This window comes from Rhizobium leguminosarum bv. viciae USDA 2370, from assembly GCF_002008365.1.
In the GTDB taxonomy this organism is placed as follows: domain Bacteria; phylum Pseudomonadota; class Alphaproteobacteria; order Rhizobiales; family Rhizobiaceae; genus Rhizobium; species Rhizobium leguminosarum.
On the sequence record NZ_MRDL01000038.1, the window covers coordinates 16,784 to 30,364 of the forward strand.

Here is a 13,581-nt window from a genome sequence, read left to right on the forward strand (position 1 = left end):
CCCTGAGCGAAACCGACGGCAAACGACCAATTCCACGACCATCGGGCGACGGCCGGCATTTTTCAGCAACCGGCGCCGACGCCATAGCCCTGGACGACGCAGACCGAACCGGGCGTATCCTGGAGGACGCTGCGGCGGATCGTATAACGCTTGCCGCTGTCACTCTTCGGGATCGATCCTGTCGTGATCGTATCGAAATCCGCCGGCGCGCTGGCAAAGACGCTTTTCTTCGAGGAATCCGCAAGCATTGGCGTCAGAATGAGCGTCAGCGCGACCACTGCCGTGCCGAACAGAAGGGCGATATTCAGCGCACCCGTCCTGCGCGAGGCAGACGAGGCCCGTTCCTTTTCCCGGACAGCTTTCCAGAAATCATCGTCCATGACGTCAAGCCTTTTAATACACGCACGCCAGATGCTTGATTGAGGCCGATCTTTGGCAGAAGGTGTTAAACGATCCATTAATATCCACAGCCGAAAACGATGTGGCACAATAATAATCAGATAACGCTAAAGTAAATCCTGCAACATCGGGATGAGCGGCTCGTCAGCCGGCGGCATCGGATAGTCGCGTAGCGCCTGCGGACGCACCCATTTTAGCGCCTGCCCCTCCCGGCCCTGGGGAATGCCCTCATAGCGCCGGCAGATATAAAGCGGCATCAAAAGGTGGAAGGTCTCGTAGGAGTGGCTGGCAAAGGTAAGCGGCGCAAGGCAGGCAATCTTGGTGTTGATGCCGAGTTCTTCCTCAAGCTCGCGCACCAGCGTTTCCTCCGGCGTCTCACCGGGCTCGACCTTGCCGCCGGGAAACTCCCACAACCCGGCAAGCGACTTTCCCTCGGGACGCTGTGCCAACAGGATACGCCCATCGGCATCGATCAGCGCACAGGCGGCGACCAGCAATATCTTCCGGCCTGCCTCGCTCATCGCGGCTCCTGCTGCCAATAGCAATAATGATAGGCGTCGCGAAAACCCAGGCGCTCATAGAGTGCGATGGCCGGGCGGTTGGACAGCTTCACCTGCAGCCAGGCCGAACGGGCGCTACGCATGCGCGCCCAGCGCAGCGCCGAGGTGAGGATTTCGATGCCGAGCCCCTCGCGCCGCCGCGCCTCGGAGACCGAAAGCGACATGATCCCGGCAAGGTCATTGTCCTGGACGCAGAGCACGGTCGCAAGCGGGCCGTCCGCCGCATTCTCGATCATGAACAGGCCGGATGGCGGCTTGATCGCTGAAATGATTTCGGCAAGCGCCGGCTTCAGCCTCAGTGGCGCCCGGTCGACGGCGAGGTTGGCGTCGACGAAACGGCCGACATCGTGAGTCGGCAGGTGATCGAGCGTATCCGGCAGCTCCGCCTCGGCAAGGTCGCAGGTCATCACCACCGTATCGTCGAAGCGCGTCCAGTTCTGCGCGCGCAGAAGTTCGATCAGCACCGGCGAGGCCAGCGGCGTCTGGCGGACCACAGCGGCGCGGCCATAGGCCTCGAACTTTCGGCGCGCCTTTTCCAGGCGGATTTCGACATCGCGATGATCCGAGGGATCGAGCGGCACGATCGAATTCAGCCGGTTGGACGGGTGACCGGCCGTCAGGCGCACCTGCCAGCTGCCGTCATATTGCACGGATGCCGCCGGCCAGGCGCGAAAGCCGACGGCCTCCAGCCTGCGCACCAGCGGCAGATTGTGTGAGAAAATGGATACCTGCGCCAATGAACGATCAGCTCCGATAGTCGCCATTGATCGCAACATATTCCTTGGTGAGGTCGCAGGTCCAGACGGTTGCTGTGCCGCCGCCGAGCCCGATATCGACTTTGACGGGGATATCCTGCGCCTTCATGACGTTCGAGGCGGCCTCCTCGGAATAATCGGCATCACGCTCGCCATTGACGGCGACCCTGATGTCGCCGAACCAGATGGCGAGCCGGTCGCGGTCAGCCATCTCGCCGGACTTGCCGACGGCCATGACGATACGGCCCCAATTGGCGTCTTCGCCGGCGGCCGCCGTCTTGACCAGCGGCGAATTGGCGATCGATAGCGCGATACGCTTGGCGGCGGCATCGCTCTCGGCACCCGTCACGGTGATTTCAAGCATCTTGGTGGCACCCTCTCCGTCGCGCACCACCTGCAGCGACAGGTCCTTCAGCACTTCATTGAGTGCGGCCCGGAAGGCGGCAAGGCGCGGATCATCGGCACGTTCGATGCGGGCCTGGCCGTCCTCGGCCGCGGCTCCCGTTGCAAACAGCATCAACGTATCGGAGGTGGAGGTGTCACTGTCGACGGTCATGGAATTGAAGGTCGGGCCAACGCCGTCAGATAGAAGCGCCTGCAGCGCGGCTGGCGCAATGTCGGCATCGGTGACGACGAAGGAGAGCATCGTCGCCATATCAGGCGCGATCATGCCGGCGCCCTTGGCGATGCCGTTGATCGTCACGGCCACGCCGCCGATCTCGGCGCTGCGGGTCGAAACCTTCGGATAGGTGTCGGTGGTCATGATCGCCTTGGCCGCCTCGAACCAGAAATCGCCGGTCGCTTCGACCTGCATTCGGTCCAGAACGCCTGAGAATTTGGTGGCATCCAGCGGCTCGCCGATGACGCCGGTCGAGGCCAGATAGACCTCGTTTTCGGCGCAGCCGACGGCAGCGGCAGCCGACTTCGCCGTCAGCGCGGTCGCCTGCCGGCCCTTCAGGCCGGTGAAAGCATTAGCATTGCCGGAATTGACGACGACGGCGCGGGCGCTGCCATGGGGGAGATTGGCCCGGCAGAAATCCACCGGCGCCGACGGGCACTTCGAGCGGGTAAAAACGCCCGCAACAGTCGCCGGCCTGTCAAAGACCATCATCAGCACATCTGTGCGGTTCTTGTACTTGATGCCGGCGGAAGCCGTCGCCATCCGCACGCCGCGCAGCGGTGGCATCGAGACGAAGGATTTCGGGGCGAGCGGAGAGACGGAACCGGACATGATGAGACCTGCCAATGAGCACTTCCAGGCGAAATGGAAACCGGTTCGCCGTCCGGAAATGCGACAACAAACGATGCCAGAGCATGATGCCGAAAAGTGTCAGCGGCTTTCGGACGACACCATGCTCACCTTCTTTGATTTAGATCCGGATGATTTTAGGCCGATCAGGCCCAAAATCATCCGGCTCTAATGAAGGGCCCGGAAGAACCGGGCCCTGATGCGAATATTACTGCTGCGGCGCCGGCGCGACGGGCTCACTGCCCGGCTCCGGCTGCTTGTTGGCCTGGTCGTAACCCTTGCGCAGCGTCTCGTCCGTGATCTCGATCTTGGCGGAGGCCTTCGCCTTGTTCAGAAGCTCAAGATACTTGTCGCGCATGACGAGCTGACGAACCTGATCCTGCACCTGCTCGAAGGGCGGCGGCGGAGCGTCGCGCTTATCCTCGACCTTGATGACGTGGAAGCCGAAATCGGTCTTAACCGGCGTCTTGGAATAGGTGCCCTTCTCAAGCGCGAAGGCTGCGTCCTCGAATTCCTTGACCATGCGGCCGCGCGTGAAATAGCCGAGGTCGCCGCCTTCCGACTTGTTCGGATCGGTGGACTTTTCCTTGGCGAGTTCGGCGAAATCCTTGCCGGCATCGAGCTGCTTGATGATGTCCTTGGCTTCGTCCTCGGTCTTGACGAGGATGTGACGGGCGTGGACTTCCTCCTGCTTCGGCAGGGCAGCGACTTCCTTGTCGTAGCGGGCCTTGACTTCCTCAGGCGTCACGATGTCGACGACATGCTTCTTGAAATAGGCATTGTGCAGCTCGCGGTCGGTGAGATACTGCATGCGCTTCTTGAATTCGTTGGTTTGATCAAGCTTCTCAGCCGCAGCGTCGGCGGCGAGCAGCTTCACGTCGATGGCGGCGGAAAGGGCTGCGACCTTCTTCTGGTCATCTGGAAGCTGCGCCAGCTGCGGGTCGAGATTGGCGACCGCAAGGTCGAGTTCCGACTGGTGGATCTCCAGAGTGCCGACCTTGGCGATGACGGCGTCATCGGCATGGGCCGGGCCCTGGAGCGCAACAAAAGTTGCAAACGCCAGAACGGCAAGTTTGTTGGTGCTCAACATGAAATACCCTTCACAGTTACATTGCCGGTTTCAGCATCCCCTGAATCCAGCCCAAAATAGCCATCAACACCGGATTGTGGCCTTTCTGTATCCGCCAAATCCGTTGACATCATTCGACCCCCCTCTTATCTGTCACGCAACCTCGCGTCCAGAACAGTTTCCGGGCGTTTTAAGGCGCGCGCCTGATTTTCGGCTGGGCCGCGGACAAGAAACGCCGGGGATGAATATTGAGAAAGGGCCAGTCATATGGTCAGCTTTGGCGGTATAGCCCGCAAGTTATTTGGGTCTTCCAACGACCGCCGCGTGCGGTCCTACCAGCCGAACGTCACTGCCATCAACTCTATCGAAGAGAAGACGAAGGCCCTGACGGACGAGCAGCTCGCGGCAAAGACCGTGGAGTTTCGCGCCCTGCTCGCCGAGGGCAAGACGCTCGACGACATTTTGATCCCGGCCTTTGCAGTCGTGCGCGAAGCCTCGCGCCGCGTTCTCGGCCTGCGACCTTTTGACGTACAGCTGGTCGGCGGCATGATCCTGCATTCGAATGCGATTGCCGAGATGAAGACCGGCGAAGGCAAGACCCTCGTCGCCACCCTGCCGGTCTATCTGAACGCGCTTTCCGGCAAGGGCGTACACGTCGTCACCGTCAACGATTACCTCGCCCAGCGCGATGCCGCGACCATGGGCCGCGTCTACGGCTTCCTCGGCATGACCACCGGCGTCATTGTCCACGGCCTTTCCGACGAGGAACGCCACGCCGCCTATGCGTGCGACATCACTTACGCCACCAACAACGAACTCGGCTTCGATTATCTGCGCGATAACATGAAGTACGAGAAGAACCAGATGGTCCAACGCGGCCACAACTTCGCAATCGTCGACGAAGTGGACTCGATCCTCGTCGACGAGGCGCGCACGCCTCTGATCATCTCCGGTCCGCTCGACGACCGCTCCGAACTCTATAATACGATCGACGCCTTCATTCCGCTGCTGGCGCCGAGCGATTACGAGATCGATGAGAAGCAGCGCTCCGCCAACTTCTCCGAAGAGGGCACCGAGAAGCTGGAAAACCTGCTCCGCCAGGCCGGCCTCTTGAAGGGCAACGCGCTCTACGACATTGAGAACGTCGCGATCGTCCATCACGTCAACAATGCGCTGAAGGCCCACAAGCTCTTCCAGCGCGACAAGGACTATATCGTCCGCAATGACGAAGTCGTCATCATCGACGAGTTCACCGGTCGCATGATGCCGGGCCGCCGCTATTCGGAAGGTCAGCACCAGGCGCTCGAAGCCAAGGAAAAGGTGCAGATCCAGCCGGAAAACCAGACGCTGGCCTCGATCACCTTCCAGAACTACTTCCGTATGTACGACAAGCTCGCCGGCATGACCGGCACGGCGCAGACGGAAGCGGAAGAATTCGCCAACATTTACAATCTCGATGTCATCGAGGTCCCGACCAACCTGCCGATCAAGCGCCTCGACGAGGACGACGAGGTCTACCGGACCTTCGACGAGAAGTTCAAGGCGATCATCGAGGAGATCCTCGACGCCCACAAGCGCGGCCAGCCGGTGCTGGTCGGCACCACCTCGATCGAGAAATCGGAATTGCTTGCCGAGCGCCTGCGTAAGCAGGGCTTCGACGACTTCAAGGTCCTGAACGCCCGCTACCACGAGCAGGAAGCCTATATCGTCGCCCAGGCCGGCGTGCCGGGTGCCATCACCATCGCCACCAACATGGCCGGCCGCGGCACCGACATCCAGCTCGGCGGCAACCTCGACATGCGCATTGAGCGCGAACTCGGCGAAGTCGAAGCCGGTCCGGAGCGCGACGCCCGGATCCAGGCGATCATCGAGGAGATCAAGGCACTCAAGCAGAAGGCGCTCGAAGCCGGCGGCCTCTACGTCATTGCCACCGAGCGCCATGAAAGCCGCCGCATCGACAACCAGTTGCGCGGCCGCTCCGGCCGTCAGGGCGACCCCGGCCGCTCGAAGTTCTACCTCTCGCTTCAGGACGACCTGATGCGCATCTTCGGCTCCGACCGCATGGACAGCATGCTGACCAAGCTCGGCCTCAAGGAGGGCGAGGCGATCGTCCATCCCTGGATCAACAAGGCCCTGGAGCGCGCCCAGAAGAAGGTCGAAGCCCGTAACTTCGACATCCGCAAGAACCTCTTGAAGTATGACGACGTTCTCAACGATCAGCGCAAGGTGATCTTCGAGCAGCGCCTCGAACTGATGGAATCGACCAATATTTCCGAGACCGTTTCCGACATGCGCCGTGAGGTGATCGAAGACATGGTCGAAAAGCATATCCCCGAGCGCGCCTATGCCGAACAATGGGATGCCGCCGGCCTGAAGACCGGCGCTTTGAACATCCTCAATCTCGACCTGCCGATCGAGGACTGGGTGAAGGAAGAAGGCATCGGCGAGGACGATATCCGTGAGCGCCTGACGGAAGCCACCAATGCGGCCTTCACGGAAAAGGCCGAGCGTTTCGGCGACGACATCATGCATTATGTCGAACGTTCGATCGTCATGCAGACGCTCGATCATCTCTGGCGCGAACACATCGTCAACCTCGACCATCTGCGCTCCGTCATCGGCTTCCGTGGCTATGCCCAACGCGATCCGCTGCAGGAATACAAGTCGGAAGCCTTCGAGCTCTTCACGGCGCTGCTCAACAATCTGCGCGAAGCCGTCACCGCCCAGCTGATGCGCGTCGAACTGGTGCAGCAGGCGCCCGCCGAGCCTGAACCGCCGCTGATGCAGGCCCATCACCTGGATCCTACGACCGGCGAGGACGATTTCGCCCCGGCGATCTACCAGGCATCGGAAGTCATCGTTTCTCCTGAAAACCGCAACCCGGATGATCCATCCACCTGGGGCAAGATCGGCCGCAACGAGACCTGCCCCTGCGGCTCCGGCAAGAAATACAAGCATTGCCACGGCGCCTTCGAGCAGGTCTGAGGCAAGCCGCAAAGATCCGCGAAAATGCCGCCTCCGGGCGGCATTTTCTTTTCTGCGGCAACGCCGGAAAACCGGAATTTCAGCGTCCGACGGCAACCCCAAGCCAGAACCGTTTCTTAACCCTGTTCTGTCAAGACTTCCGGGACGATTTGCCTGACCTTTAGAGTTTTGCGTGTTCATCATGGCGGTCATAGAAACAGCGGAGAAGATGCTGCCGGCGGGCCTGCGCCCGATCGGCGGCCGCACGCTGCGCATGCTTGCTGCCGTGCTCACCGAACGCGGTGAAAAGGCGGCCGCCCAGCGCATGGCGCTGACGGCCTTTTCGATTCGTATCCTCAGCGCCGCACTCGCCTTCGTCTCCCAGATCGTGCTCGCCCGGCTGATGGGCGAATATGAATATGGCATCTTCGTTTTCGTCTGGGTGCTGGTCGTCGTCTTCGGTGATCTCTCATGCCTTGGTTTCCACACCGCGATCATCCGCTTCCTGCCGCAATACAGGGCAGCGGGCGCTTTCGAGGAAATCCGCGGCCTGACCGGCACGGCGCGCATCTTTGCGCTGCTTTCCGGCACGGCGGTGCTCGCCGTTGGCATGCTCGGCCTGCATTTCTTCGGCGATAAGATCCAGGTCTATTATCTCATCCCGATCTTCATCGGCCTGCTCGCCATGCCGATGATCGCGCTCGGCGACATTTTGGAAGGCACGTCACGGGCGAACCACTGGCCGGTGATGGCGCTGAGCCCGGTCTATATCGTCCGCCCGATCCTCATCATCCTTTTCATGCTGATCGCGATTGCCATCGGCGCCGAGCACACGGCCGTCACCGCGATGCAGGCAGCACTCGTCGCCACCTTCGTCACCGCCCTCGGCCAGTATGCCGCAACGCTCTACCGCCTGCGCCGGCATTATGACGAAGGCCCGCGCAAGGTCGATTTCATCGCCTGGTTCAGCGTCGCCTTTCCGATTTTCCTGATCGAGGGCGTGAGCTTCCTGCTGACCAATTCCGACGTCGTCGTCGTCGGCATCTTCCTCGAGCCGCACGACGTCGCCATCTACTTCGCCGCCGCCAAGACGATGGCACTGGTGCATTTCATCAATTTCTCGGTCAAGGCAGCCTCCGGCCCGCGCTTTTCCTCGATCATCGCCGAAGGCGACCATGCTCAGCTCGCAAGCGCTGCCATCGACGCCGCCCGCTGGACCTTCTGGCCGGCGCTCGGGGTCGGTCTTGTCGTGCTTGCAGCCGGTCATTTGCTGCTGTCGCTCTTCGGCGGCTCCTTTACGTCAGGTTATCTGGTGATGGCGATCCTGCTCGCCGGCATCCTCGCGAAATCGCTGGTCGGCCCGGCCGAAACGCTGCTGATGATGGCAGGCAAGCAGAACCTCTGCGTCGCGCTCTATGCCGGCGCACTGACCGCCAACGTCAGCCTCAACCTTGCTTTGATCCCGCATTACGGCATCGAGGGCACGGCGATCGCCACGGCCTCGGCCATGGCCGTCGAGGCGATCCTGCTGCATGTCGCCGTGCGCCGCACGCTCGGCATCGTCCTTTTCGCTTTCGCCGGCCCCTCCGCCGCAACGCCAGAAATGAGAGTTCGATAGATGGTGCGTGTTCCCCCCGTTACCGAAAGCACCGACAGCACCGCGAACCGCATGTTGCATGATCTCGCCGCGCTGAATTTCGACGCGCCGCAGGCCGAGGCTCGCGCCGAGATCGGCCGACCGGGCCGCGAGCTCTGCCTCTACCCCGGCAAGCTCGGCTATGAGCTCCAGGATGAGCTCGATTTCCTCTCCAACCGGGCGATGGAACCGAACGTCTTTTTCTCCGGCCGCTTCCTCGCCCCCGCCATGCCGCGGCTCGAAGATCGGCAGGTGAACTTCGCCCTGATCCGCGATCACAATGCCGGCCGCAGCCGCATGCGGTTCCTCTTGCCGTTTTCGGTCGACAAACCGGGCTTCGCCGTCGGCCCGTCGATCATCCGCGGCTGGTCGAACAGCTTCGGTCCGCTCGGCACGCCGCTTGTCGATGGCGAGGATGCAGCCCAGACCCTCGACAATCTTTTCGAGGGGCTGACCGCTCGCGATCTCAATCTGCCCGGCATATTGGTTCTGCCGGATCTGCGGCTGAACGGTATCTTCGTGCGCATGGTCAAGGCCGTGGCGCTCAGCCGCAATCTTCCAGTCACCGTCACCAATCCTTACGAGCGCCCGATGCTGCAGAGCGAGGATGAGGCGCCCGTCTATCTCGGCAAAACCATCTCCTCCTCGCATATGCGCGAGATGCGCCGCCAGTGGCGCCTGCTGGAGGAGTTGGGAACAGCGGTCTATGCCGTCGCCCGCCAGCCGCGCGAAATCCATATCCGCTTCGAGGAATTCCTGGCAATGGAAGCCGGCGGCTGGAAGGGCAAGCGGCGAAGCGCTCTCGTCACCGATCGTTATCATACGGCCTTCGCCCGTGAGGCGGTGTCAAACCTTGCCGCCGTCGATGCCGTGCGTATTCACACGATCGATCTCAACGGCAAGGCGATTGCCGCCATCGTCGTGCTGATGATGGGCGGCGAGGCCTATACCTGGAAGACCGCCTACGATGAAAACTATGCCCGCTATTCGCCGGGCAAGCTGCTGATGAACGAACTCACCGAATGGCATCTCGACGATGCCAACATCGTCCGCTCCGATTCCTGCGCCGTCTCGGATCATCCGATCATGAGCCGCTTCTGGCAGGAGCGCGAGGAGATGGGAACGCTGGTGATCGGCCTGACGCAGAACAGCGACCGCGACATGCGCCAGGTCTCAGCCCAGCTCCACATGTACCGCAGCACCCGCAACATGGCGAAGATGCTGCGCGAGAAGATCATGTCGCTCGCCGGGCGGGGCTAGAGCCTTTCCAGCAGAAGTGGCTAAAGCATGTCGCGCAAAAGTGTGCGCGGTTTTGCGATAACGACATGCGTAAAAACAAAGACCTAAGGCGCGAGGGGCGAATCTGAAAGATTGCGACGCGCTTTAGCGGTTTTGTGTCCGGAATTGCTCTATCCCTCGCTGGCCGCCCTCTCCCGCAGCAGCCGGCGGATCACCTTGCCGGTGGTCGTTAGCGGCAAGGCATCGATGAATTCCACCTCGCGGGGATATTCGTGCATTGAAAGCCGCGTCTTCACCCACTCCCTTATGTCGGCGGCCAGCGCCTCGCTTGGGTGATGGCCGGGTGAAAGCACGATATAGGCCTTGACGATTTCGGTGCGCACGGTATCGGGCTTGCCGACGGCGGCGGCAAGCTGCACGGCGGGATGGCCGATCAGGCAATCCTCGATCTCGGCCGGGCCGATGCGATATCCCGATGAGGTGATGACGTCGTCGTCGCGGCCTTCGAAGGTCACATAGCCCTCGGCGTCCTGCCGGCCGATATCGCCGGTGAGCAGCCAGCCCTTGGCGAATTTTCGTTTCGTCGCCGCCGCATCGTCCCAGTAGCCGAGGAACATCACCGGATCGGGACTGGCGATGGCGATCTGGCCCGGTTCGCCGACGGGCAGCTCGTCGCCAGTCTCGCTGACGATCGCGACGCGATGTCCGGGCACCGCCCGTCCGATGGCGCCCGCCTTGGTGACGCCATAGGCAGCGCTCGACGCGAGCACGAAATTGCACTCCGTCTGGCCGTAAAATTCGTTGACGGTGATGTCGAGCGTACCCCGCGCCCACTCATAAGTCTCGCGGCCGAGCGCCTCCCCGGCCGAGCCGATGGTGCGCAGCACCAGATCATATTTCGAGCGCGGATCGGAAACGGATCTCATCAACCTCAGCGCCGTCGGCGGAATGAAGGCATTGCGCACTTTCATCTCCGCCATGATGCGATAGGCCATGTCGGCATCGAATTTCTGCGCTGGCGACGAGACGACGGGAACGCCGAGCAGAAGGCTCGGCAGCAGCGCATTGAGCAGGCCGCCGGCCCAGGCCCAGTCGGACGGCGTCCAGACCTTGTCGCCCGGTTGCGGAAAACCCTCATGGGCAAACTGCATGCCGGGAATATGGCCGGGCAGGACACGGTGGCCATGCAAGGCGCCCTTGGGCGGCCCCGTCGTTCCCGACGTGAAGATCATCAGCACCGGATCGTCCGGACCGGTTTTGGCGACGTCGAAGACAGGAGGATAGCTATCCACCAGTTCGGCGAAAGCGGCCGCATCGGCACTCGCCCCGTCGATACTGACGACATGTTTCAGCGCCGGCAGGCGCCCGCGGATCTGCCGGATGCGTTCGAGACCGAAGCCATTGGTGACGACGGCCACAGCACCTGCCGCCTTCAGCCGGTATTCCAGCGCCTCGACGCCGAAGAGCAGCGCCAGCGGCAGCGCGATCGCGCCTGTCTTGTAAATCGCCACATGCGCGATCACCGTTTCGAAGGATTGCGGCAATAGCAGCGCGACGCGATCGCCGCGTTGGATATCAAGCGAAACGAGCGCATTTGCGAAGGCCGAGGAACGATCGGCGAGCGCGCGATAGGTCATTACACGGTGATCGCCGTCCGGGCTGAAATGTTCAAGGCAGACGCGCTCGGGCGTACGCGCCGCCCAGTCGTCGCTGACGGCGCGGCCGATATTGAAATCCTCCGGAATCCGCCAGGAGAAATCGCGATAAAGATCGTCGTAGCGATCGTGGGACGGCAGTTGCATGGTCGGATTCCGGTAAAATGCTGCATCAGCTAACACCTTGCAGCTGGGATGTGCAAGCCGAAGCCAGAAGCGGCAGTGACGAGCGCGGCTTCAAAAGCCGATCACGGATCATTGTGCGCACGCAGCATAAATTCTTCATTTGCCGCCCCTGCGACTTTAGCCATCTCGCGCTAAATCATGGAAGCCAGCCTGGGGTCATCGAATTCATCACGGAGTCGTTTCATGGAATACGCAAAATTTGGGAAGACCGGTCTCGAAGTGTCGAAAATCTGCTTGGGCTGCATGACATTCGGCGATCCCGGCCGTGGCAATCATGCCTGGAGCCTGCGGGAAGAAGAAAGCCGGACGATGATCAAGCAGGCGATCGACCTCGGCATCAATTTCCTCGACACCGCCAACACCTATTCCAACGGTTCTTCGGAGGAGATCGTCGGCCGCGCCATCAAAGACTTCGCCAAGCGCGAGGACATCGTGCTGGCGACCAAGGTGTTCAATCGCATGCGGCCGGGCCCGAACGGCGCTGGCCTGTCGCGCAAGGCGATCTTCGACGAGATCGACAACAGCCTGCGTCGTCTCGGCACCGACTATGTCGATCTCTACCAGATCCACCGCTTCGACTACACGACGCCAATCGAGGAAACGCTGGAAGCGCTGCATGACGTCGTCAAATCGGGCAAGGCGCGTTATATCGGCGCCTCCTCGATGTATGCTTGGCAATTCGCCAAGGCGCTTTACGTCTCCAGGCTGAACAGCTGGACCGAATTCGTCAGCATGCAGGACCACCTGAACCTGCTCTACCGTGAGGAAGAGCGCGAAATGCTGCCGCTTTGCGAGGATCAGAAAATCGCCGTCATCCCCTGGAGCCCACTTGCCCGCGGCCGCCTGACCCGCGACTGGGACGAGACGACGGCACGCAGCGAAACCGACGAATTCGGCAAGACGCTCTACACGCAGTCCATCGATGCCGACCGCAAGATCGTCGCAGCCGTGGCCGAAATCGCCAAGGCCCGCAACATCTCCCGCGCCCAGGTCGCAACCGCCTGGATCCTGCAGAAGAGTGCGGTGACCGCCCCGATCATCGGCGCGTCCAAACCGAACCACCTCAGAGACGCCGTCGCCTCACTCTCGGTCAAACTCACCGCCGAGGAAATCGCGGCCCTGGAAGCACCCTACATCCCGCACGCCATCGCCGGCTTCAAATAGCGCTGGCTTCTTGGTCCTCAGGCATATGCAAGGCGGATTCTCTCCCTCTCCGCCTAGAGGGGGAGAGCGAAACCACGGCTTCCGCGACTGAGATTATGTCCGACTGCCGGGATCGAGCTGCCGGCGCATCGTCACCAAAAACTGCTCGGCAAGCGCCCTGTCCTCGACCGCGCGGGCAAGAATGACAGCACCCATCATCGACGAGAGCGTCGTCGTGGCATTGGCGCGGCGCTCCTCTTCCGTTTCGCCGGGAACTATATCAACGAGCGTATCGACCAGCACGGACAGGCCATCGCTGAAGACCGCACGGACCGCGCCGCGGCTGCGGCTCACCTCCTGGATCAAGGTTGCGAAGACGCAGCTGCCACCCGGATCGTCAACCGTGCGCCAGTGGATATAGTGGTCGAGAAGCGTTGCCAGCGGTCGGTCCGGCGATTCGGCGATATGTTCCTTCCAGCGCGTTTCGACCCTGTCGATCAGCTTGCGGCTGACCTCCAGCGCCAGGTCATCCTTCGAATCGAAATGACCATAGAAGCCGCCATGCGTCAGACCCGCCGCTTTCATGATGTCGGCAACGCCGACCCCGTCGAAACCGTTTTCTCGGAAAAGCACGCCAGCAACGCTCAGGATCTTTTCGCGGTTTTCGGCAAATTTTTCGCGGCTGACCCGCATTGTCATCTCCAGAAATAGTCGCTTGACAAAATA

At 61.5% G+C, this 13,581-nt stretch carries 12 protein-coding genes; 5 read left to right on the forward strand and 7 right to left on the reverse strand.

Annotation, left to right across the window (positions count from 1 at the left end):
• Positions 1-62: 62 nt before the first annotated feature.
• From BS629_RS20460 to argJ, 4 genes are all read right to left on the reverse strand, one after another.
• The gene (locus BS629_RS20460) at positions 63-380 is read right to left on the reverse strand and encodes a hypothetical protein (RefSeq protein ID WP_018243751.1); all 318 of its coding nucleotides are present in this window, start codon (positions 378-380) and stop codon (positions 63-65) included.
• A gap of 126 nt (positions 381-506) precedes the next feature.
• Positions 507-920, reverse strand: a complete 414-nt coding sequence (gene mutT, locus BS629_RS20465; RefSeq protein ID WP_012759141.1) for an 8-oxo-dGTP diphosphatase MutT — start codon at positions 918-920, stop codon at positions 507-509.
• Positions 917-1,723 (reverse strand): GNAT family N-acetyltransferase, encoded by an 807-nt coding sequence (locus tag BS629_RS20470; RefSeq protein ID WP_018243752.1) that lies wholly within the window; start codon positions 1,721-1,723, stop codon positions 917-919. The genes mutT and BS629_RS20470 overlap by 4 nt, the downstream gene beginning before the upstream one ends.
• Positions 1,704-2,945 (reverse strand): bifunctional glutamate N-acetyltransferase/amino-acid acetyltransferase ArgJ, encoded by a 1,242-nt coding sequence (argJ, locus tag BS629_RS20475; protein WP_018243753.1) that lies wholly within the window; start codon positions 2,943-2,945, stop codon positions 1,704-1,706. Before argJ ends, BS629_RS20470 begins: the two co-directional genes overlap by 20 nt.
• Between argJ and BS629_RS20480 the strand changes: the two genes are divergently transcribed.
• Positions 2,944-3,135, forward strand: a complete 192-nt coding sequence (locus BS629_RS20480) for a hypothetical protein (protein WP_018243754.1) — start codon at positions 2,944-2,946, stop codon at positions 3,133-3,135. The two genes, argJ and BS629_RS20480, sit on opposite strands and share 2 nt — an antisense overlap.
• Positions 3,136-3,171: 36 nt before the next feature.
• Here BS629_RS20480 and BS629_RS20485 read toward each other — a convergent pair whose 3' ends face one another.
• Positions 3,172-4,053, reverse strand: coding sequence for a peptidylprolyl isomerase (locus BS629_RS20485; RefSeq protein WP_018243755.1), 882 nt, complete (start codon positions 4,051-4,053; stop codon positions 3,172-3,174).
• Between the two features lie 246 nt (positions 4,054-4,299).
• Between BS629_RS20485 and secA the strand changes: the two genes are divergently transcribed.
• From secA to BS629_RS20500, 3 genes are all read left to right on the forward strand, one after another.
• On the forward strand, positions 4,300-7,017 hold the full coding sequence (gene secA, locus BS629_RS20490) for a preprotein translocase subunit SecA (RefSeq protein WP_018243756.1): 2,718 nt from the start codon (positions 4,300-4,302) through the stop codon (positions 7,015-7,017).
• 181 nt (positions 7,018-7,198) lie between these two features.
• Complete coding sequence (locus BS629_RS20495; protein WP_032980555.1) at positions 7,199-8,614, forward strand: lipopolysaccharide biosynthesis protein; 1,416 nt, start codon at positions 7,199-7,201, stop codon at positions 8,612-8,614.
• Positions 8,615-9,892 carry a GNAT family N-acetyltransferase gene (locus BS629_RS20500; protein WP_018517492.1) on the forward strand — a complete coding sequence of 426 codons (1,278 nt, stop codon included), beginning with the start codon at positions 8,615-8,617 and terminating at the stop codon, positions 9,890-9,892.
• Positions 9,893-10,041: 149 nt separating this feature from the next.
• Here BS629_RS20500 and BS629_RS20505 read toward each other — a convergent pair whose 3' ends face one another.
• Complete coding sequence (locus BS629_RS20505) at positions 10,042-11,673, reverse strand: AMP-binding protein (RefSeq protein ID WP_018243759.1); 1,632 nt, start codon at positions 11,671-11,673, stop codon at positions 10,042-10,044.
• A 222-nt stretch (positions 11,674-11,895) separates the two neighbouring features.
• Here BS629_RS20505 and BS629_RS20510 point away from each other — a divergent pair, with 222 nt between their 5' ends.
• The gene (locus BS629_RS20510) at positions 11,896-12,876 is read left to right on the forward strand and encodes an aldo/keto reductase (protein WP_018243760.1); all 981 of its coding nucleotides are present in this window, start codon (positions 11,896-11,898) and stop codon (positions 12,874-12,876) included.
• 93 nt (positions 12,877-12,969) lie between these two features.
• Here BS629_RS20510 and BS629_RS20515 read toward each other — a convergent pair whose 3' ends face one another.
• Positions 12,970-13,548, reverse strand: a complete 579-nt coding sequence (locus BS629_RS20515) for a TetR/AcrR family transcriptional regulator (protein ID WP_018243761.1) — start codon at positions 13,546-13,548, stop codon at positions 12,970-12,972.
• Positions 13,549-13,581 lie beyond the last annotated feature (33 nt).

Coding starts and splice junctions, on each gene's coding strand:
- BS629_RS20460 (WP_018243751.1), bottom strand. CDS start 380: ATGGACGATGATTTCTGGAAAGCTGTCCGGGAAAAGGAACGGGCCTCG.
- mutT (WP_012759141.1), bottom strand. CDS start 920: ATGAGCGAGGCAGGCCGGAAGATATTGCTGGTCGCCGCCTGTGCGCTG.
- BS629_RS20470 (WP_018243752.1), bottom strand. CDS start 1,723: ATGGCGACTATCGGAGCTGATCGTTCATTGGCGCAGGTATCCATTTTC.
- BS629_RS20480 (WP_018243754.1), top strand. CDS start 2,944: ATGATGAGACCTGCCAATGAGCACTTCCAGGCGAAATGGAAACCGGTT.
- argJ (WP_018243753.1), bottom strand. CDS start 2,945: ATGTCCGGTTCCGTCTCTCCGCTCGCCCCGAAATCCTTCGTCTCGATG.
- BS629_RS20485 (WP_018243755.1), bottom strand. CDS start 4,053: ATGTTGAGCACCAACAAACTTGCCGTTCTGGCGTTTGCAACTTTTGTT.
- secA (WP_018243756.1), top strand. CDS start 4,300: ATGGTCAGCTTTGGCGGTATAGCCCGCAAGTTATTTGGGTCTTCCAAC.
- BS629_RS20495 (WP_032980555.1), top strand. CDS start 7,199: ATGGCGGTCATAGAAACAGCGGAGAAGATGCTGCCGGCGGGCCTGCGC.
- BS629_RS20500 (WP_018517492.1), top strand. CDS start 8,615: ATGGTGCGTGTTCCCCCCGTTACCGAAAGCACCGACAGCACCGCGAAC.
- BS629_RS20505 (WP_018243759.1), bottom strand. CDS start 11,673: ATGCAACTGCCGTCCCACGATCGCTACGACGATCTTTATCGCGATTTC.
- BS629_RS20510 (WP_018243760.1), top strand. CDS start 11,896: ATGGAATACGCAAAATTTGGGAAGACCGGTCTCGAAGTGTCGAAAATC.
- BS629_RS20515 (WP_018243761.1), bottom strand. CDS start 13,548: ATGCGGGTCAGCCGCGAAAAATTTGCCGAAAACCGCGAAAAGATCCTG.